The 20279-nt window shown below is 58.9% G+C and carries 16 protein-coding genes and 1 pseudogene; 10 read left to right on the plus strand and 7 right to left on the minus strand.

The genetic code is table 11. The features are described from left to right. The first annotated feature begins 106 nt into the window (after positions 1-106). Positions 107-1546: a catalase gene (locus MFF34_RS09830; protein ID WP_238212844.1), complete on the plus strand. Its 1440-nt coding sequence runs from the start codon at positions 107-109 to the stop codon at positions 1544-1546. A 162-nt stretch (positions 1547-1708) separates the two neighbouring features. Further along, positions 1709-2173: a bacterioferritin gene (bfr, locus tag MFF34_RS09835; RefSeq protein WP_008089766.1), complete on the plus strand. Its 465-nt coding sequence runs from the start codon at positions 1709-1711 to the stop codon at positions 2171-2173. A gap of 67 nt (positions 2174-2240) precedes the next feature. Here bfr and uvrA read toward each other — a convergent pair whose 3' ends face one another. Further along, positions 2241-5075: an excinuclease ABC subunit UvrA gene (gene uvrA, locus MFF34_RS09840; protein ID WP_186682789.1), complete on the minus strand. Its 2835-nt coding sequence runs from the start codon at positions 5073-5075 to the stop codon at positions 2241-2243. Positions 5076-5204: 129 nt separating this feature from the next. On the opposite strand from uvrA, the gene MFF34_RS09845 reads away from it, so the two are divergent. Then, a complete protein-coding gene (locus MFF34_RS09845; protein ID WP_085274033.1) occupies positions 5205-6599 on the plus strand; it encodes an MFS transporter in 1395 nt (464 codons plus the stop codon). A gap of 9 nt (positions 6600-6608) precedes the next feature. Continuing rightward, positions 6609-7160: a single-stranded DNA-binding protein gene (locus MFF34_RS09850; protein ID WP_027594878.1), complete on the plus strand. Its 552-nt coding sequence runs from the start codon at positions 6609-6611 to the stop codon at positions 7158-7160. An 86-nt stretch (positions 7161-7246) separates the two neighbouring features. Here the strand turns inward: MFF34_RS09850 and MFF34_RS09855 are convergent, their stop codons facing one another. The 6 genes and pseudogenes from MFF34_RS09855 to MFF34_RS09880 form a co-directional block, all read right to left on the minus strand. Next, positions 7247-7639: an Imm50 family immunity protein gene (locus tag MFF34_RS09855; RefSeq protein WP_238212859.1), complete on the minus strand. Its 393-nt coding sequence runs from the start codon at positions 7637-7639 to the stop codon at positions 7247-7249. A 17-nt stretch (positions 7640-7656) separates the two neighbouring features. Continuing rightward, a pseudogene (locus MFF34_RS09860) lies at positions 7657-8003 on the minus strand (RHS repeat domain-containing protein); the annotation flags it as partial. Between the two features lie 155 nt (positions 8004-8158). Continuing rightward, positions 8159-8386, minus strand: coding sequence for a hypothetical protein (locus tag MFF34_RS09865; protein WP_238212861.1), 228 nt, complete (start codon positions 8384-8386; stop codon positions 8159-8161). 933 nt (positions 8387-9319) lie between these two features. Next, complete coding sequence (locus MFF34_RS09870) at positions 9320-9883, minus strand: hypothetical protein (RefSeq protein ID WP_238212863.1); 564 nt, start codon at positions 9881-9883, stop codon at positions 9320-9322. 279 nt (positions 9884-10162) lie between these two features. Next, the gene (locus MFF34_RS09875; RefSeq protein WP_238212867.1) at positions 10163-10540 is read right to left on the minus strand and encodes a hypothetical protein; all 378 of its coding nucleotides are present in this window, start codon (positions 10538-10540) and stop codon (positions 10163-10165) included. Between the two features lie 319 nt (positions 10541-10859). Then, positions 10860-12254: a PLP-dependent aminotransferase family protein gene (locus MFF34_RS09880; protein WP_238212876.1), complete on the minus strand. Its 1395-nt coding sequence runs from the start codon at positions 12252-12254 to the stop codon at positions 10860-10862. A gap of 442 nt (positions 12255-12696) precedes the next feature. Here MFF34_RS09880 and MFF34_RS09885 point away from each other — a divergent pair, with 442 nt between their 5' ends. The 6 genes from MFF34_RS09885 to MFF34_RS09910 all read left to right on the plus strand — a co-directional run bounded on the left by MFF34_RS09885 (position 12697) and on the right by MFF34_RS09910 (position 20276). After that, complete coding sequence (locus MFF34_RS09885; protein ID WP_027594880.1) at positions 12697-13722, plus strand: TauD/TfdA family dioxygenase; 1026 nt, start codon at positions 12697-12699, stop codon at positions 13720-13722. Between the two features lie 31 nt (positions 13723-13753). Then, complete coding sequence (locus MFF34_RS09890) at positions 13754-14539, plus strand: TSUP family transporter (protein WP_027594881.1); 786 nt, start codon at positions 13754-13756, stop codon at positions 14537-14539. A 22-nt stretch (positions 14540-14561) separates the two neighbouring features. After that, positions 14562-15335: an SDR family NAD(P)-dependent oxidoreductase gene (locus MFF34_RS09895; protein ID WP_027594882.1), complete on the plus strand. Its 774-nt coding sequence runs from the start codon at positions 14562-14564 to the stop codon at positions 15333-15335. A 269-nt stretch (positions 15336-15604) separates the two neighbouring features. Next, positions 15605-18673: a formate dehydrogenase-N subunit alpha gene (gene fdnG, locus MFF34_RS09900; RefSeq protein WP_238212884.1), complete on the plus strand. Its 3069-nt coding sequence runs from the start codon at positions 15605-15607 to the stop codon at positions 18671-18673. Next, positions 18673-19623 carry a formate dehydrogenase subunit beta gene (gene fdxH, locus MFF34_RS09905; RefSeq protein ID WP_027594885.1) on the plus strand — a complete coding sequence of 317 codons (951 nt, stop codon included), beginning with the start codon at positions 18673-18675 and terminating at the stop codon, positions 19621-19623. The genes fdnG and fdxH overlap by 1 nt, the downstream gene beginning before the upstream one ends. Continuing rightward, a complete protein-coding gene (locus MFF34_RS09910) occupies positions 19620-20276 on the plus strand; it encodes a formate dehydrogenase subunit gamma (RefSeq protein ID WP_099428202.1) in 657 nt (218 codons plus the stop codon). The genes fdxH and MFF34_RS09910 overlap by 4 nt, the downstream gene beginning before the upstream one ends. Positions 20277-20279 lie beyond the last annotated feature (3 nt).

The following is a 20279-nucleotide window of genomic DNA, read 5'->3' on the forward strand; positions in this document are numbered from 1 at the left end:
TTTCTATTGATACAAGTCATGTAATGAATTTGTCCTGAAGCGACCGCTCGTCAATACTCCTATCCAAGCCGATTAGCCGGCAGTTCTAGACCGATAAGGAGAGCCCATGAGCAAGATTCTCACCACCGCCAGCGGTGCCCCCGTAGCTGACAACCAGAATTCCCGCTCTGCCGGCCCCCGCGGCCCGCTGCTGCTCGACGATTTCCACCTGATCGAGAAGCTCGCCCACTTCAACCGCGAGAACATCCCAGAACGTCGTGTTCACGCCAAGGGTTCGGGCGCGTACGGCACATTTACCGTTACCCGCGACATCACCGGCTACACCAGCGCCAAGCTGTTCGAACAGGTCGGCAAGCAGACCGAAACCTTCCTGCGCTTCTCCACGGTCGGTGGCGAACGTGGTTCGGCTGACACCGAGCGTGATCCGCGTGGTTTCGCCGTCAAGTTCTATACCGAGGAAGGCAACTGGGACATCGTTGGCAACAACACCCCGGTGTTCTTCATCCGTGACCCGCTTAAATTCCCGGACTTTATCCACACCCAGAAGCGCCACCCGCAGTCCAACCTGAAGAACGCGCAAATGATGTGGGACTTCTGGTCACACTCGCCCGAGGCGCTGCACCAAGTCACCATCCTGTTCTCTGACCGCGGCATCCCGGACGGCTACCGTCACATGCACGGCTTTGGCAGCCACACCTATAGCCTGATCAGCGCCGCCGGTGAACGTACCTGGGTGAAGTGGCACTTCAAGACCCAGCAAGGCATCAAAAACCTCGCCCCTGCTGACGCTGCACGCTTGGCAGGTACAGACCCGGACTACGCCCAGCGCGACCTGTTCGAGGCCATCGAGCGCGGCGACTACCCGCGTTGGACCGTGTGCATTCAGGTGATGACTGAGGCCGAGGCCGCCAGCCGTGACGAGAACCCGTTCGATGTGACCAAGACCTGGTCGCAGAAGGACTATCCGCTGATTGAGGTGGGTGTACTGGAGCTCAACCGTAACCCGCTCAACTACTTCGCTGAGGTCGAGCAAGCGGCGTTTGGCCCGAGCAACATGGTCCCAGGTGTCGGGCTGTCGCCTGACCGAATGCTGCAGGGCCGGGTGTTCGCCTACGCCGATGCGCATCGCTACCGCGTGGGCACCAACCACCAGCAGTTGCCGGTCAACGCGCCGCGCTCTGCGGTCAACAGCTACCAGCGGGATGGTTCGATGGCCGTTGGCAGCTACGGCAGCGCGCCGAACTACGAACCCAATAGCTACGGCGATGCACCCAAGCAGTCGCCACGCCATGCTGAGCCTGCCCTGGCCCTGAATGGCTCGGCTGATCGCTACGATCACCGTGAGGACAATGACTACTACAGCCACGCCGGTGCACTGTTCCGCTTGATGAACGAACAGCAGAAGGCCCTGCTGATCAACAACATCGCGGGCGCCATGGGAGGCGTGAGCGACGATGTCATCCAACGCCAGTTGCAGTACTTCTTCAAGGCCGATCCGGCCTACGGTGAGAGCATTGCCAAGGCGCTGGGCGTGAATCTCGCCTAAGTCGAAGTGATAAGAAGAACCGCCCTCATTTGGGCGGTTTTTCAATGAATATCACTACTGTTTAACCGATTTTTTGCCTCTAATTGCGCGTTTTTCAGTGACCGCGAGCAAAACGTGGTTCACACTATGTCCATTGATGTTTTCACATGGAGAAGCAGGGCGATGCAAGGTCACCCGGACGTAATCAACTACCTCGTCACGTTGCTGAAGGGCGAACTGGCAGCACGCGACCAGTACTTCATTCACTCGCGTATGTATGAAGACTGGGGCCTGTCCAAGCTCTACGAGCGCATCAACCACGAGATGGAAGAAGAAACGCAGCACGCCGACGCGCTGATGCGCCGCATCCTCATGCTCGAAGGCACCCCCGACATGCGCGCGGATGACCTCGAAGTGGGCAGCACTGTGCCGGAGATGATCGAAGCCGACCTTAAGCTGGAATACAAGGTCCGCGCCGCGCTGTGCAAAGGCATCGAGCTGTGCGAGCTGCACAAGGACTACATCAGCCGCGACATCTTGCGCGCGCAGTTGGCTGATACCGAAGAAGATCACACCTACTGGCTGGAGAAGCAGCAGGGCCTGATCAAGGTTATCGGCCTGGAGAACTACCTGCAGTCGCAGATGTAAGTTATCCACAGTCAATAAAAAGCCCCTGGCACTTATGGTGCCAGGGGCTTTTTTATGCACAGGCGGATCAGGCCCGGTCACGCTCCAGCAGCGGCTTGAGGTAATGCCCGGTGTAGGACTGCTTCATCTTGGCCAGTTCTTCCGGTGTACCGCTGGCAATGATCTGCCCGCCTTTGGAGCCACCTTCCGGCCCCAAGTCCACCAGCCAGTCGGCAGTCTTGATCACGTCCAGGTTGTGCTCGATCACCACCACGGTGTTGCCGTGGTCGCGCAGGCGGTGCAGCACATCGAGCAACTGCTGGATATCGGCAAAGTGCAGGCCCGTGGTTGGCTCGTCGAGGATATACAGGGTCTTGCCGGTATCGCGCTTGGACAGCTCGCGGGACAGCTTCACCCGCTGAGCCTCACCGCCCGACAAGGTAGTCGCCGACTGGCCCAGCTTGATGTAGGACAGGCCTACGTCCATCAGGGTTTGCAGCTTGCGCGCTAACGCCGGGACCGCGTCGAAGAACTCGCGGGCGTCCTCGATGGTCATTTCCAGCACCTCGTGGATGTTCTTGCCCTTGTACTTGATCTCCAGGGTTTCGCGGTTGTAGCGCTTGCTCTTGCACACGTCGCACGGCACGTAGATGTCGGGCAGGAAGTGCATCTCAACCTTGATCAGGCCATCGCCCTGGCAGGCCTCGCAACGGCCGCCCTTGACGTTGAACGAGAAGCGCCCTGGGCCGTAGCCGCGTGAGCGCGATTCTGGAACACCCGAGAACAGCTCGCGGATCGGCGTGAAAATGCCGGTGTAGGTTGCCGGGTTCGAACGCGGTGTGCGGCCAATCGGGCTCTGGTCGATATCCACCACTTTGTCCAGGTGCTGCATGCCATCCATGCTGCTGTGCGGCGCGGCTTCCAGGCTACTCGCGCCGTTGAGCGCGGTAGCGGCGAGCGGGTACAGGGTGTTGTTGATCAGGGTCGATTTGCCCGAACCCGACACGCCCGTTACGCAGGTCAGCAGGCCGATCGGGATTTCCAGGTCGACGTTCTGCAGGTTGTTACCGCGCGCGCCCTTGAGCTTCAGCGAGAGTTTTTTGTCGCGTGGCGTGCGTTTGGCTGGGACGACGATTTTCTTGCGCCCGGACAGGTATTTGCCAGTCAGCGAGTCAGGATGCGCCATGACCTCCTCGGGCGTGCCCTCGGCGACGATCTGGCCGCCATGCACCCCGGCACCCGGGCCGATGTCCACCACATAGTCGGCTAAACGAATAGCGTCCTCATCGTGTTCCACCACGATGACCGTATTGCCCAGGTCGCGCAGGTGGTTGAGGGTGGCCAGCAAGCGGTCGTTGTCGCGTTGATGAAGACCGATGGACGGTTCATCGAGGATGTACATCACCCCGACCAGGCCCGCACCGATCTGGCTGGCCAGGCGGATGCGCTGGGCCTCACCACCCGACAGTGTGTCGGCGCTGCGGTCCAGGGTGAGGTAGTCCAGGCCGACGTTGACCAGAAACTGCAGGCGCTCGCAGATTTCCTTGAGAATTTTCGCTGCAATTTCGCCACGGCGCCCGGTCAGGGTCAGCTCGCCGAAGTAGCTGCTGGCTTCACCGATGGGCAGGTTGGTGACGGCCGGTAGGGTTTTTTCGCCCACCCACACGTGCCGAGCTTCGCGCCGTAGACGGGTGCCGCGGCAGTCAGGGCAGGGTTGGGTGCCGAGCAGTTTGGCCAGCTCTTCACGCACGGTGGCCGACTCGGTCTCGCGGTAGCGCCGCTCCAGGTTCGGCACGATGCCTTCGAACGGGTGCGAGCGTTTGACGATGTCGCCGCGGTCATTGAGGTATTTGAAGTCGACGCTCTGCTTGCCGCTGCCTTGCAGGATCACCTTCTGGTGCTCGGCCGACAGCTCGCCGAACGGCGCCTCAAGGCTGAACCCGTAGTGCGCGGCCAGCGAGCCAAGCATCTGGAAGTAATAGACGTTGCGCCGGTCCCAGCCGCGTATAGCGCCCTCGGCCAGGGTCAGCTCGGTGTTGACCAGGCGTTTGGTGTCGAAGAACTGTTTGACCCCCAGGCCGTCACAGGTCGGGCAAGCACCGGCCGGGTTGTTGAAGGAGAACAGCTTGGGCTCCAGCTCACTGATCGCATGGCCACAGACCGGGCAGGCGAAGCGGGCGGAGAAGATCATCTCTTCGCCTTCTTCGTCGTCCATCGGCGCCACCAAGGCGATACCGTCGGCCAATTTGAGTGCAGTCTCGAACGACTCGGCCAGACGCTGCTGCAGGTCGGCGCGGACCTTGAAGCGGTCTACCACCACATCGATGCTGTGCTTCTTCTGTTTATCCAGCTTGGGCAGCTCATCGAGCTCGTAGAGCTTGCCGTTGACCCGCGCGCGGACGAAGCCTTGGGCGCGCAGCTCGTCGAACACCGCCAGGTGCTCGCCCTTGCGCTCGCGGATCACCGGTGCCAGCAGCATCAGCTTGCTGCCTTCGGGGCGCTCCAGTACCAGGTCGACCATCTGGCTGACGGTCTGCGCCTCCAGCGGGATGTCGTGGTCAGGGCAGCGCGGCGTGCCAACGCGGGCGTAAAGCAGGCGCAGGTAGTCGTAGATCTCGGTGATGGTGCCGACGGTGGAGCGGGGGTTGTGCGAGGTCGACTTCTGCTCAATGGAAATGGCCGGGGAGAGGCCTTCGATGGTGTCGACGTCGGGCTTTTCCATCATCGACAGGAACTGCCGGGCATAGGCCGACAGGGATTCGACATAACGGCGCTGGCCTTCGGCGTACAGTGTGTCGAACGCCAGGGAGGACTTGCCGGACCCGGACAGGCCGGTGATGACGATCAGCTTGTCCCGCGGCAGGGTCAGGTCGATGTTCTTCAGGTTGTGGGTACGTGCCCCACGAATCAGGATCTTGTCCACTGCGGCCTCGCTCGGCGGGCATAAACAAAGAAGTATACGGCGCGCTGCCAGTACGCGGCAAAGCGTCGCGTATATGCCGTCAAGCTGTCGGACTGATAGAATCGCCGCCGGTTCACACGAGGTTAATCCATGCACGACACCCACAACGAGCGCATGAGTGGCAGCGAAACCCGCGCCGCAGGCGGCCTGGCCCTGGTCTTTGCCTTTCGTATGCTGGGCATGTTCATGGTCTTGCCGGTGCTGGCCACCTACGGCATGGACCTGGCCGGTGCCACCCCCGCGCTGATTGGCCTGGCCATTGGCGCCTACGGCCTGACCCAGGCGGTCCTGCAGATCCCGTTCGGCATGGTGTCCGACCGCATCGGCCGGCGCCCGGTAATTTACCTGGGACTGGTGATCTTCGCCCTGGGCAGCGTGCTGGCGGCCCAGGCCGACTCTATCTGGGGGGTCATCGCCGGGCGCATTCTGCAGGGCGCGGGGGCGATTTCCGCCGCCGTCATGGCACTGCTGTCCGACCTGACCCGGGAACAGCATCGCACCAAGGCCATGGCCATGATCGGCATGAGCATCGGCCTGTCGTTCGCCGTCGCCATGGTCGTCGGCCCGCTGTTGACCCGTGCCTACGGGCTGTCAGGATTGTTCTTGTCCACGGCAGGGCTTGCGCTGGTGGGCACCCTGCTGATCGCCTTCGTCGTGCCTAGCACTCACAGCACCTTGCAGCACCGTGAGTCAGGCGTTGCCCGCCAGGCACTGGGCCCGACCCTGCGCCATCCGGACCTTCTGCGCCTGGACATCAGTATCTTCATCCTCCACGCCATCCTCATGGCCAGCTTCGTCGCACTGCCCTTGGCCTTCGTCGAGCGTGGCGGCCTGCCCAAGGAAGAGCACTGGTGGGTCTACCTGACCGCGCTGTTCATCTCATTTTTTGCAATGATCCCGTTCATCATCTACGGCGAAAAAAAGCGCAAGATGAAACGCGTACTGGCCGGAGCGGTCAGTGTGTTGCTGCTGGTCGAGGTGTTCTTCTGGCAGTGGGCTGACAACTTGCGCGGACTGGTGATTGGCACCGTGGTATTCTTTACCGCATTCAACCTGCTGGAAGCCTCGCTGCCTTCGTTGGTGAGCAAGGTGTCGCCTGCGGGTGGCAAGGGAACGGCGATGGGGGTGTACTCCACCAGCCAGTTCCTGGGCGCCGCCCTGGGGGGCATCCTCGGTGGCTGGTTGTTCCAGCACGGTGGGCTGAACATGGTGTTCCTCGGTTGCGCGCTGCTGTGTGCCGTATGGTTGGTCGTCGCATTGCGCATGAACGAGCCGCCGTATGTGACCAGCCTGCGCATGCCGCTGACGCCCGAGGCAGTCCGGGAAGCCGGGTTGACCGAACGCCTGATGGCCGTGCCGGGTGTGACCGACGCCGTTGTGGTGGCAGAAGAAGCCGCCATCTATATCAAACTGGATACGAAAATTTTGGACCGTACGACCCTCGAGCGTCTGGTAAACCCAGCCTCTTCGGCGTGCGAAGCCTAGGAGAACGTTATGGCCCGTGGGGTTAACAAAGTCATTCTGGTCGGCACTTGTGGCCAGGATCCCGAAGTCCGCTACCTGCCCAACGGTAACGCCGTGACCAACCTGAGCCTGGCTACCAGCGAGCAGTGGACCGACAAGCAGTCGGGCCAGAAGGTGGAGCGTACCGAGTGGCACCGTGTGTCGCTGTTCGGCAAGGTTGCCGAAATCGCCGGCGAATACCTGCGCAAGGGTTCGCAGGTGTACATCGAAGGCAAGCTGCAGACCCGCGAGTGGGAAAAAGACGGCATCAAGCGCTACACCACCGAGATCATCGTCGACATCAACGGCACCATGCAGCTGCTGGGCGGCCGTCCGCAGAACCAGCAAGGTGGCGGCGACCAGTACAACCAGGGTGGTGGCAACAACTACAACCAGGGTGGCCAGCAGCAACAATACAACCAGGCGCCACCACGTCAGCAGGCCCAGCGCCCGCAACAGGCTCCTCAGCGCCCAGCGCCGCAGCAGCCAGCGCCGCAGCCGGCGGCTGACTTTGACAGCTTTGATGACGATATTCCGTTCTAAGCAACGATAAAGACGAGTTTGTACAACAGTCTTTGAAAGGCCCCGCGCTAGCGGGGCCTTTCGTTTCTGCAGTGTGTCGACAGAAGTTATACATCACAGTAAGCACTTACGCCGTCTATCATGACGTGCTCAGCGGTAATCTCCAGTTTTAGAGCCCCGTTATCAGCATTCAGACGAATAATACCGTTTTCTTTCGTAATGTTTAGGTCAAGCATGCAGTTTGATTGCATGCCAGAAATTTGCAGTTCTCTGACGCCTACGGCTAGCAGTCTTAACTGGATGCGGTTGAATCCTGCGGTTTTCCACTTTGTGGGTGGGTGATTGGGGAATTCCCTCAGGTCAAACCTTAGGAGGACTTTTGGGCCATCACGCTGAATTTCAATGCCATGCACATTGACACCTTTTAGTAAGGGCGTGTCCTCCCCGTATAGGGACTTAAGTGCTGTCGGGTCGACAAGGTGTTCAGTCCAATTAATCATTTTGCCTCGCTAAGAATCCCATTAGTATTCAGTCCGCCGGATAAGCCAATAGGATCACTTTCGACATACCGCCAAGTCTGCGGGTCATGACCACGGAAGTAATTGTAGTGCAGCCCGCTCTCAGCGTCGTAGTACTGCCCCGGAAAACGCAGATTGAGCAACGTCTGTTGTCCTGAACCTGTGGATCCTGATTAGGTTTGCCCTCGCCAAAGGCATCCGACTGCCACTGCCAGACGATCTGCTGCTTGGCCGAAGTGGCCAGGCGTAGCGGGTCGAGGTGGTCGCTGTGCAGATAAAGCAGCTGCGCAGCGCCCGTGCCGCGCATATTCACGTTGGCCAGTGGCAGCGAATCCAGCCACAGGTAGGACTACGTGCGCTGCAAGGCCCTGGTAGGGGGCGCGTAGCGAATAAGAAAACACCGGCACAAGGCCAGCGTCATAAACGTTCTTATAACCCATATATTACTGAAGCTTAACTAATTTTTTTGAGTATCGGTACATAAATCAGTCAATGCATAATTCAGCGACGAAGATTTTCAGCAGCCGATTTGAGTTGCTCAACAAATTCCTCTAAAGGGATGCGCGAACCTAATTTTCCGTCTTTACCAGGTAAAGCAATACAAACGTTTTCACGCCCATCTTCCCGATCAATCAACAGTAAAAACTGATCATCGAAATGCAGCTCTGCTACTAAATGCTCATATTCCGGTTCGCTTAAAACAATCGTGCGCCAATCAGATTTTTTCATTATTACCTCGGTTCAAGAAAGCCCGTAAATTTTCCATTCTGATCAAACCTTGCTCCTCTACCATCTGGACTTTCATGCACATCGGCCCCGCCATGTCGCGACTCACCAGTACCCATAATGGCATTGTATCAGTTCCATTATCCACTCTGGTACCTGACGGAGCCAGAGTGGATTTTTAGGTAATCAATAGAGGTTGTTATTTTATCGCTAATCGGTCATGACAATTAGGTCGGCAGAACCTTCCTCAAGTTCTTTGTATGAATCCCGGAAGTGTAAGTGGGCTGAAGGGCTAATAGATTTATTTTTTTTCCGGTGTACAGCCTCTTGGAGCAAACGCACAAGCTCGTTGAGTTCGGCTGCGCTTGCAACTATAGATGCTTCAGATAGCTCTATTAATTCGCTCGAATTTTTACCATATCCATATATCTTCATTGTATTTCCTCGCAGTCCGAAGGTCTGGTCATGCATTGGCCGTCATATGGGTTTTGTACGCAATATCACTCATGATTTCTTTGTATGACGGCCAGAATAATGGAAGCCCAAGCTTAAACCCCCTTCTGCGCAAAAAATCTAGGAGTTTTTGTTTTTGGAGGCTTTTGCAGGATCAGTGCCATGGCTACCACTTCCGCCCTTATTGATAACAACCTCAGGTTTTCCCTTTTGATTGATATGGGCTTGTTCTTGTTGGCCAGGCACGTGCGGATTGTCAACTCTAACTGTAATTTGCGTTCCTGGAACCTTCGTGGGAACCCCGGAGCTTCTTTTCCATTTTGCTCCTGATTAGCACGTAGGAATCTTTGGTGTTTGGTAGCCGAACATGATGAGTTCGCTTCACATGCTTCCTCAAAACCAGATGCGTAATGATTAGGTGAATTGTCTCGAGTATTTCATCAAGATCCTTGGGGGGGCTTATCTTGTAGGCCGCTCCCCGATTTACTGGCCTTGTTGATTGTGATTCCGTTGATCTAATACCTGAGCATTGAATAACTCACGATCTACTGTGTCAAATATATTCACACTTGGATTCTCCTTGGTGGAAATAAATCCAAGGCCCACATCGTCATGCGGATATATAAATAATCCAAGCCTCTCAAGATAGATGAAAATATGTCCGCAAAGCCCACCTAGTGTCATTTGGATATAATAGGCTTTATAGAGAAGATTTATGTTGCCCTCTGTAATTGGTACATTCCTGAATCCATCGCCGTCAACAATGCTATAGGGTGAGCTTAATAGCGGCTCGATAAATTCCTTCACATCTGAATCGCTGTATTCATACAGTGGTTTCAGGTCGCTTATATCACAACTTAGAGTCAGGCTTGATATTGCGGAAACTCCAAATTCAATCTCGTTCCTAACTAGGGAGTCAAGTATGGATATTGCAATCTCACCCCCGTGCCTTATCTTGTCGCCAATGTAATAAAAATACCCATAATATCCGGGTGAGCTAGTGTAGCTTTCAAGGCATATGCTGTTTTTAAAATCTTCTATGTTCATACAGTAATCAACCTTAATTGCAGTGCCATTAGCTGCTGCCTGCGGGGAGGTAGGACAGGACTGATACAGTTTTGATACTGATTAGGATAGATGTGGGACAAGAATAGGACAACTTCCGCCATCACCGATGGAGGAGGTAATTGAGAGACTGCGAGATGGGACTGAAGGACGGGAGATTGGGGGGAGCGCTACACCGGGGGGCAAGTCGTAGCGCTCTTTTTCTCGCGGGTTGAATAACCCACCCTAAAAGACAGAGATTAGATGGCCCGACTGTAGGAATTAGCTTTCGTCTGAACATGGATAGCCTGTCATGTCGAGTGAAAGAGACAGTTCTGAAACCAACTTAACCAAAGACTTAGAAAACCTTAATGGAAGTACTACGGTTTCATCAAGGCTGTAATAAATAGCAATCCTAAAAACTGAATCCTCTAGCGCCAATCTTTCTCCAAGAACCTTCAATCCTTCGATAAAACTGCATGCGGTTTTATCGAACACCAGCCAGTCATTAAAGTCGAAATCATTTATCCATATGGATAGATGACCCGTTTTTGAACTTACGCTGCTCATATATTTATTGGGCAGCTTCATCGCCAATGCAGCAAGCTCTGAACAGTCAGTATTTTTTATTACAATCGCAAGGCTGCATTCATAAACCATCTTAGGCACCTTGTAAAATTAGCCAGCTGGAAGTTTAGGTTTTGGGCAGCCGAACATTGAAGGATGCACCTCGCAGGCCTCTTCAAAGCCAGGAGGAAGTATTAGCGGAGGTACTAAGTTTAGAATATCGTCAATTCCCCCGGCCCCGCCCTTGTTATCTGGCTTAGGCTTACCTTCCAACCACTCCTTGTGGTACTCATCGGTTACATCTTTCGAAATCTGCCCATTAGGCCCCCTTCAGATCATTCATGTCACCTTGTTTGTGGAACCACTTCCATAGGCCCTCGGTAATGGATGACCATACTTTTCGTACAAAAACTTAGTAAAAAAGCCGCGGCTCCGGCGAATCCAGCAAGCTGACCAGCTTGGTCAGAGCAAAGCCCAACTCCGCGCGGCTTGGCGTCATCAGTGCGATACGCACGCCGCAGGTGGCAGCGCTGCGCTCCGGCAGGAACTGACTGCCACTGACCACGGTGACGCCATTGTTGCGCGCCAGGTTGGCAAATTCGTCGCTGGTCCACGGCTCGGGCAACTCCAGCCAAAGATGGAAACTGTTGGGCTGGCTGCGGACCTTGTACTTACCCAGGATCTCGCGGGCCATTTGCTGGCGCGCGGCCGCTTCGTCCTGCTGTACCTGCACCAGTTGGTCGGCCATGCCGCTGTTGATCAGGTTGCTGGCCAGTTGCGCCATCAACGGCGAGGGCATCCAGACGCTGCTGCGCACCATCGATGAGAGCCGCGAAAGGGTTTGGGGCGGGGCATAGAGGTAACCGATCCGCAGCGCGGGGAGCACGCTTTTGGACAAACTGGTCAGGTACACCGAGCGCTCTGGGGCATAGGCCGCCAACGGTTTGTAATCAGGGGCCGGTTCAAGGAAGCCATAGATATCGTCATCGACGATGAACAGGTCGAACTCGCGGGCGATCTCGGCGATGGCTTCACGGCGTGCGTGGGGCATGATCGAGTTGGTCGGGTTCTGGTGGGTGGTCACGCACACCAGCAGGGAAGGGCGGTGCTCCAGGCACGCCGCGCGCAAGGCCTCGGGAATTAAACCGTGCTCGTCCATGGCCACGCCGCGCAGGCGGCGCCCCATGCTGTGCGCCAGGGAAATGATGCCCGGGTAGCAGAATGACTCGCACAGGATGACGTCATCGTTCTTGGACAAACTGCTGATGGCCACCAGCAGCCCGTGTTGGGCGCCCGAGGTCAGCACCACCTGCTGCCAGTTCGCTTCGGGTAGCCAGCGTTGAATCCAGGCCGCACCGGCCTGCTTATGCGTCGCGTGACCACCCTCGGTGACGTAATCGAGCACCTGGGCCAGGTCGGGAGATGCTGCCAGTTCGTTTATTGCCCCGCGCAACCAGTCGGTCATGTGCGCGTCATTGGGTTTGATGATCGAAAGGTCGATCTGGCCACTCTCGCGCTCGGCTGGCGCAGGCATGGGGCGTGCTGCCGAGGCTGGCGCATGCGCCGGGCGTTGCTGCAACACAAAGGTGCCGCGGCCGACCTCGCCCACCACCAGGCCCCGTTTGGCGGCTTCGTCATAGGCGCGCCCAATGGTGCCAGGCGTCACGTTCAATGATTCGGCCAAGTCCTTGAGGGTCGGCAGGCGATCGCCAGCGGTCAGTCGGCCGCTGCCGATGTCCTGTTCAAGGGCGTCGGCGATCATCAGATAGACCGGCTGCGCCAGGTCGCTGTAGTGAGGAACCCACATAGAAATGGCACCAAAGGCTGCAAGAACGCGGAAGCCTAGCACGAAAGGTCTGATAGGAGTAATTGTGTTTTCTTGTAGGCAAATTACATCGATTGAGCTGGCTTTTGCCGGCGAGATGAGCGACTGAAGGTCCTTCAGCTTCGGCAGCGCTCGGCGAACTGCTTCAGGGAATTCAGTGGTTTTTCCAGAAATCTTTTGAAATCAATAAGTTGATTGAATCGATGCAATCGATGTGCTCACGCTATGCCGAAATAAATTGAGTCGATTCTATTTTTGTAATTACAATGATTGAGTCGATGCAATTTGCGGGGTGCCGCCCTGGCTCCACTTATCTCATCGCACAGCTGTGAACGGCTTCAAAAAAAGACAACGTCTGCCGCCTCTGCCCGGCTTAGCACGACACCGAATGGCCTCAAGCTAGCTCAATGGAATATCACTCGAAATGGAAAGCGCACACCTGCAACAAGGAGCCGAGCCTCAGACTTCACTGGAGATCCGCCTGCCTTGGGTAACCTCAAGTGCCTGGCAAATCTTGCTGAACAATACCCCCCTCGATTTTGAAACCAGCAAAGAGCTCTACCCTCAGCTCAAGGATCAGGCGCAGGAGGTGCTGGGCAACGCACTGTGCCAGCAGATTCGTGGTTTCGTCGAAGACCCGCAACTGACCAGCATGATCGTGCGCAATTGCCCACGCGACCGTGACGTACCTCCTACGCCGTACTCGGGTGTGCTCAGCCCGCGCAGCACGCCGATTGCCTGCTTGGTCAGCCTGACCATGCAGAGCCTGATGGGCATCAACCCGATCGTTTATGAGGGGGAGAACGACGGCCGGCTGTTCCGCCATGTCATTCCGGCACGCACTTCATCCAGCCACAAGAGCTCCCACGGTTCGCGGCTGCGTTTTTCCTACCACGTCGACAACCCCGACCTGCCGCTGTCATCCGAACCACTCGGCACGGCCTCCTGCTGCCCGGAATACCTGTCGTTCTTTGGCATGCGCTGCGACCCGCGCATCAGCACAACGCTGGTCAACCTCGATGCGGTAGTGGCGGCGCTGCCGTCGGCCACCGTGCGTGAGCTTTGCCTGCCACAGTTCGAAATCCGCCGCCCCGACTCGTTTACCGCCAATCGGCGATGCACCGCCGAGTTGCCCGTGCTGGCGCATGGCAATGCCGGCGAGTGGTTGTGCCGTTTCGACAGCGAGAACACCCACGGCCTGAACCTGCGTGCCGAGCAAGCCCTGGCCAGCTTGCGCGGTGTGCTGGAGACCCGCCGCTTCGACGAGCCACACCTGCTGCTGCCGGGCGACTTCATGATTTTCAAGAATCAGCGTGTGTTGCATGCCCGTGATGGCTTCGAGCCGCAGAACGACGGTGCCGACCGCTGGCTGTTGCGCCTGTTCGCGGTCAACGACCTGAACCGTGTGCATTTTGCCCGTGCGGACCACCTCTACGAAGTGCGCTCCTGATCTTTCTCAACGACTCGATGGAAGTAACGATATGGAACTGTTAGGCGCTTTCTGGGCGGAACACTGGCTGCTGGCGATCCTGATGCTGGGGGCGATCGCGTTCATTGCAGGCTTCGTCGACAGCATTGCCGGTGGCGGCGGGTTGTTCCTGGTCCCTGGGTTTCTGTTAGTGGGCATGCCGCCCCAGGTGGCTCTCGGGCAAGAAAAACTGGTGAGCACACTCGGCACGCTGGCCGCCATCCGTAACTTTCTGGCCAACAGCAAGATGGTTTGGAAGGTGGCGCTGGTCGGGGTGCCGTTCTCGTTGCTCGGTGCTTATCTGGGGGCGCACCTGATCGTGTCGATCTCCCAGGAGACCGTGGGCAAGATCATTCTGGCTTTGATCCCGTTCGGCATCCTGATCTTCCTCACCCCCAAAGACCGCCCGGTCGAGGAGCGCGAACTGTCCCCGCGCACGCTCTACACCGTGGTGCCGTTGACCTGCCTGACCATCGGCTTCTATGACGGCTTCTTCGGCCCAGGCACCGGCAGCATGTTCATCATCGCTTTCCATTACCTGCTGCGCATGGACCTGGTCTCCAGCTCGGCCAACTCCAAGACCTTCAACTTCGCCTCCAACATCGGCGCGCTGGTGGCGTTCATCATGGCCGGCAAGGTTGTGTACCTGCTGGCCCTGCCACTGGTGGCCTGCAACATTCTCGGCAACCACATGGGCAGTGCCCTGGCCTTGCGCAAAGGCAACGACGTGGTGCGCAAAGTGTTGGTGTTCTCGATGCTGTGCCTGTTCACCAGCCTGGGCGTGAAGTACCTGGTTTGACCTACCTACTCGGAGATAACTGATGAAAACCGCATTCGTAACCGGCGCCTCCTCGGGGTTTGGCCGAGCCATCTGCCGTACGTTGATTGCCAAGGGCTACCGCGTGATCGGTGGCGCCCGGCGCATGGACAAACTGCAGGCGCTGGAGGGTGAGCTGGGGGTCAACTTCATCCCCTTGGCGCTGGATGTCACCGACCCTGCGTCGCTTGAAACGGCTGTCGAGCAGATTCGTGATGCCTCGCTGCAAATCGATCTGTTGGTCAACAACGCCGGGCTGGCGCTTGGGGTCGATCGCGCCCAGGCCAGCAGCGCCGAGAATTGGCAGCGGATGATCGATACAAACATCACCGGGCTGGCCATGGTCACCCACAAGATCCTGCCGCAGATGGTGGAAGCAGACAGCGGGATGATCATCAACATCGGCTCGATTGCCGGCACCTATCCCTATCCAGGCGGCAACGTGTATGGCGCCAGCAAGGCATTCGTGCGCCAGTTCAGCCTCAACTTGCGTGCCGACCTGGCCGGTACCCGCGTGCGGGTGAGCAATATCGAGCCGGGCCTGTGCTCGGGCACCGACTTTTCGGTGGTGCGCCTGAAGGGCGACCTGGACGCGGTGGAGGCGCTGTACCGCGACGTGGAAGCCATCCTGCCGGAGGATATCGCGGCTACGGTGGCGTGGATCGCGGAGCAGCCCGCGCATGTGAATATCAACACCCTCGAAATCATGCCGGTGGCGCAGAGCAGTGCGGCGCTGAATGTGGTGCGTAATCTGCCCAGGCCGTTGGGCGCTGCTTGATAGAGGGGCGCGCGCAGGGTGTTCGACACACCAGCTTCAGCGCCTGTGAGATGGAGCGCCGCGCGGGCGGCGCTCGATCTCACAGCCGCTGGAGATGTTATGGCGAGCACCTGTCAGCCTCCACACCGATCCCCCCCTGACCCCTGTCATAGCACCTTCCCGATTCTTGACTAGTCTTACCTATCGGCGGCCATCAAAAACCCGCCACCGTGATTACCAAGAGGCGCCGGCCATGTTCCGCGCGTCCACCACCTGATCAGGAGTGCACGATGGACCTCAACCGTCGGCAGTTCTTCAAGGTCGCCGCTGTCGGCCTTGGAGGCTCGAGCCTGGCGGCGTTGGGCATGGCCCCGACGCCGGCCTTCGCCGAGCAGGTGCGTCACTTCAAGCTGGCGCACACCAAAGAGACCCGCAACACCTGCCCCTACTGCTCGGTCGGCTGCGGCCTGATCATGTACAGCCAGGGTGATGCGGGCAAGAACGTCAAACAGAACATCATCCATATCGAAGGCGACGCCGACCACCCGGTCAACCGCGGCACCCTGTGCCCGAAAGGCGCGGGCCTTCTGGACTTTATCCACAGCCCAAGCCGCCTGCAGTACCCCGAGGTGCGCAAGCCGGGCAGCAAGGAGTGGGTCCGGGTGGAGTGGGACGAGGCGCTCGACCGCGTCGCCGACCTGATGAAGCAGGACCGCGATGCCAACTTCATCGAGAAGAACGCCCAGGGGCAAACCGTCAACCGCTGGCTTACCACCGGTTTTCTCGCCGCCTCCGCCGCCTCCAGCGAGGCCGGCTACCTGACCCACAAGGTTGTTCGTGCAACAGGCATGCTGGGGTTCGATAACCAAGCACGTGTCTGACATGGCCCGACGGTGGCAAGTCTTGCCCCGACGTACGGCCGTGGTGCCATGACCAACCACTGGTCCGATATCGCCAACGCGAATCTGGTCCTGGTGATGGGGGGCAACGCAGCAGAAGCGCATCCGTGCGGCTTCAAATGGGTGACCGAAGCCAAGGCGCACAACAAGGCGCGGCTGATCGTGGTCGACCCGCGGTTTACCCGTACCGCCTCGGTGGCGGACTACTACGCGCCCATCCGCACCGGCAGCGACATCGCCTTCATGGGCGGGCTGATCAATTACCTGCTGAGCACCGACAAGATCCAGCACGAATACGTGCGCAACTACACCGACGTGTCGTTCATCGTCAAAGAAGGCTATGGCTTCGAGGACGGGCTGTTCAGCGGCTACGACGCGGCCAAGCGCGTGTACGCCGACAAGTCCGGTTGGGGCTACGAGCTGGGTGAGGACGGCTTTGCCAATGTCGACCCGACCTTGCAGCACCCGCGTTGCGTGTTCCAGCTGATGAAACAGCACTACAGCCGCTACACCCCGGAGCTGGCCAGCATGACCTGTGGCATGCCGCAGGACGCCATGATGAAAATTTGGGAAGAGATCGCCACCTGCTCGGTACCGGGCAAGACCATGACGATTCTCTACGCACTGGGCTGGACCCAGCACTCGATCGGCGCGCAGATCATCCGCAGTGCGGCGATGGTGCAGCTGTTGCTGGGTAACGTCGGCATGCCGGGTGGTGGGGTCAACGCCTTGCGTGGGCACTCCAATATCCAAGGCCTGACCGACCTCGGCCTGCTGTCCAACTCGCTGCCGGGTTACCTGACCCTGGCCGGTGATGCCGAGCAAGACTACGCCGCGTTCATCGACAAACGTGCTTCCAAGCCGCTGCGCCCTGGGCAGCTGTCCTACTGGCAGAATTACGGCAAGTTCCACGTCAGCCTGATGAAGGCCTGGTATGGCGCCAATGCCACGGCGGAAAACAACTGGGGCTACGACTGGCTACCCAAGCTCGATGTGCCGGCCTACGACGTGCTGCGCATGTTCGAGATGATGGGCCAGGGCAAGGTCAACGGCTACATCTGCCAAGGCTTCAACCCGATTGCCGCGCTGCCGGACAAGAACCGTGTCACCGCCGCGCTAGGCAAGCTCAAGTGGCTGGTGATCATGGACCCGCTGGCCACCGAAACCTCGGAGTTCTGGCGTAATGCCGGGCCGTTCAACGACGTCGACACGGCCACTATCCAGACCGAAGTGATCCGCCTGCCGACCACTTGTTTTGCCGAGGAGGACGGCTCGCTGGTCAACAGCAGCCGCTGGCTGCAATGGCACTGGAAAGGTGCCGACGGCCCGGGCCAGACCCGCACCGACGTGCACATCATGAGCGAGCTGTTCTTGCGCCTGCGCCAACGCTACCAGGCCGAGGGCGGCGCTTACCCCGATGCGCTGATGAACATCAGCTGGCCGTACAAGGTCCCTGAAGAGCCGTCCCCGGAGGAGCTGGCCAAGGAAATGAACGGCTGGGCGGTAACCGACGTCACCGACCCGACCGGCGCGGTGCTCAAGGGCGGGCAACAGTTGTCGGGCTTCGGCCAGCTCAAGGACGACGGCAGTACCGCTTCGGGTTGCTGGATTTTCGCCGGCTGCTGGACCGAGCAAGGCAACCAGATGGCACGCCGCGACAACAGCGACCCGTACGGCATGCACCAGGTGCAGAACTGGGCCTGGGCCTGGCCGGCCAACCGCCGCATCCTCTACAACCGTGCCTCCAGCGACCCGCAAGGCAAGCCATGGGACCCAGAGAAAAAACGCTTGGTGTGGTGGAACGGCAAAGCCTGGACCGGTACCGATGTGCCCGACTTCAAGGTCGACTCGCCACCGGAAGCCGGGATGAACCCGTTCATCATGAACCCCGAGGGCGTGGCGCGGTTCTTTGCGATCGACAAGATGGCCGAAGGCCCGTTCCCCGAGCACTACGAGCCGTTCGAAACGCCGATCGGCATCAACCCACTGCACCCGCAGAACAAGAAGGCCACCAGCAACCCGGCCGGGCGCATCTTCGATTCGGTGTGGGACAGCCTCGGCACCCATGATGAATTCCCTTACGCGGCGACCACCTACCGGCTGACCGAGCACTTCCACTTTTGGAGCAAGCATTGCCGGCTCAACGCGATCGCCCAGCCCGAGCAGTTCGTCGAGATCGGCGAGGTGCTGGCGAACGAGAAGGGCATCAAGGCAGGTGACCGGGTGCGGGTGTCTAGCAAGCGCGGGCATATCGACGCGGTGGCGGTGGTGACCAAGCGGATTCGCCCGCTGCAGGTCAACAACCAGACCGTGCACCAGATCGGCATCCCGCTGCACTGGGGCTTCACCGGGGCGACCCGGCACGGCTACCTGACCAACACCCTGGTGCCGTTCCTGGGTGATGGCAACACCCAGACGCCGGAGTCCAAGTCGTTCCTCGTCAAAGTGGAGAAACTCTGATGGCCAGCCAAGACATCATCGCCCGCTCGGCCACCACCACCGTGCCGCCTTCGGTACGCCAGCAGGAGGAAGTCGCCAAGCTGATCGACACCACCAAATGCATCGGCTGCAAGGCCTGCCAGGTGGCGTGTTCGGAGTGGAACGAGCTGCGTGACGAGGTTGGCCACAACCACGGCACCTACGACAACCCCCAGGACCTCACAGCCGAGACCTGGACCCTGATGCGCTTCACCGAGCACGAGCGCGACGACGGCAACCTGGAGTGGCTGATCCGCAAGGATGGCTGCATGCACTGCGCCGACCCCGGTTGCCTTAAAGCCTGCCCGAGCCCGGGGGCGATCATCAAGCACGCCAACGGTATCGTCGATTTCAACCAGGACCACTGCATCGGTTGCGGCTACTGCATCACCGGCTGCCCGTTCAACATCCCGCGCATATCGCAGAAGGACCACAAGGCATACAAGTGCACGCTGTGTTCCGACCGGGTCAGCGTGGGGCTGGAGCCGGCCTGCGTGAAAACCTGCCCGACCGGGGCGATCGTTTTCGGCAGCAAGGACGAGATGAAGGTGCATGCCGCCGAGCGCATCGTCGACCTCAAGTCACGTGGCTACGACAACGCCGGGCTGTACGACCCGGACGGCGTCGGCGGCACCCACGTGATGTACGTGTTGCACCATGCCGACACCCCTCGGCTGTACGCCGGCCTGCCGGACCAGCCGGTGATCAGCCCGCTGGTAGGCTTGTGGAAGGGCTTCACCAAGCCGCTGGCGCTGCTGGCCATGGGCGCGGCGGTGCTGGCTGGGTTCTTCCACTATGTGCGGGTTGGCCCGCAGCGGGTCGAAGAGGACGAGCACCCCACGCCGCCTGATGACAGCGTGCACCAGGTGGACCCTGCGGTGCATGTGTACGATCCGAAGCAGCCCGGTGGGCAAGGGGAGCAACGGCCATGAACCACAACAAGCCTATCCTGCGTTACAACGCCAACGAGCGGACCAACCACTGGATTGTCGCCATTCTGTTTTTCATGGCCGGGCTGTCTGGGCTGGCGCTGTTCCATCCGGCACTGTTCTGGCTAAGCCACCTGTTCGGCGGTGGGCCGTGGACACGCATCCTGCACCCGTTCATGGGCGTGGCCATGTTCGTGTTCTTCCTCGGCCTGGTGGTGCGTTTCTGGCGCGCCAACTTCATCACCGCCAACGACCGCCTGTGGCTGCGCCGCATCGACCGGGTGATGGTCAACCGTGAAGACGGCGTGCCGCCCATTGGCAAGTACAACGCCGGGCAGAAGCTGCTGTTCTGGACGCTGCTGCTGTGCATGCTGGTGCTGTTGCTGAGCGGTGTGGTCATCTGGCGCGCGTACTTCAGCCATTTCTTCGATATCGGCTCCATTCGCCTGGCTACCTTGCTGCATGCGCTGGCGGGTTTTGTGCTCATCCTTAGCATCATTGTGCACATCTACGCCGGTATCTGGATCAAGGGCTCCATTGGCGCCATGCTGCATGGCTGGGTCAGCCGCGCCTGGGCCCGCAAACATCATGAGCTGTGGTACCGCGAGGTGACCGGCGACAAGCCCCCGGGTGATCACGGACGTAAAGAAGGATGAGTA

The organism is Pseudomonas sp. PAGU 2196, from assembly GCF_022179005.1.
In the GTDB taxonomy this organism is placed as follows: domain Bacteria; phylum Pseudomonadota; class Gammaproteobacteria; order Pseudomonadales; family Pseudomonadaceae; genus Aquipseudomonas; species Aquipseudomonas kermanshahensis.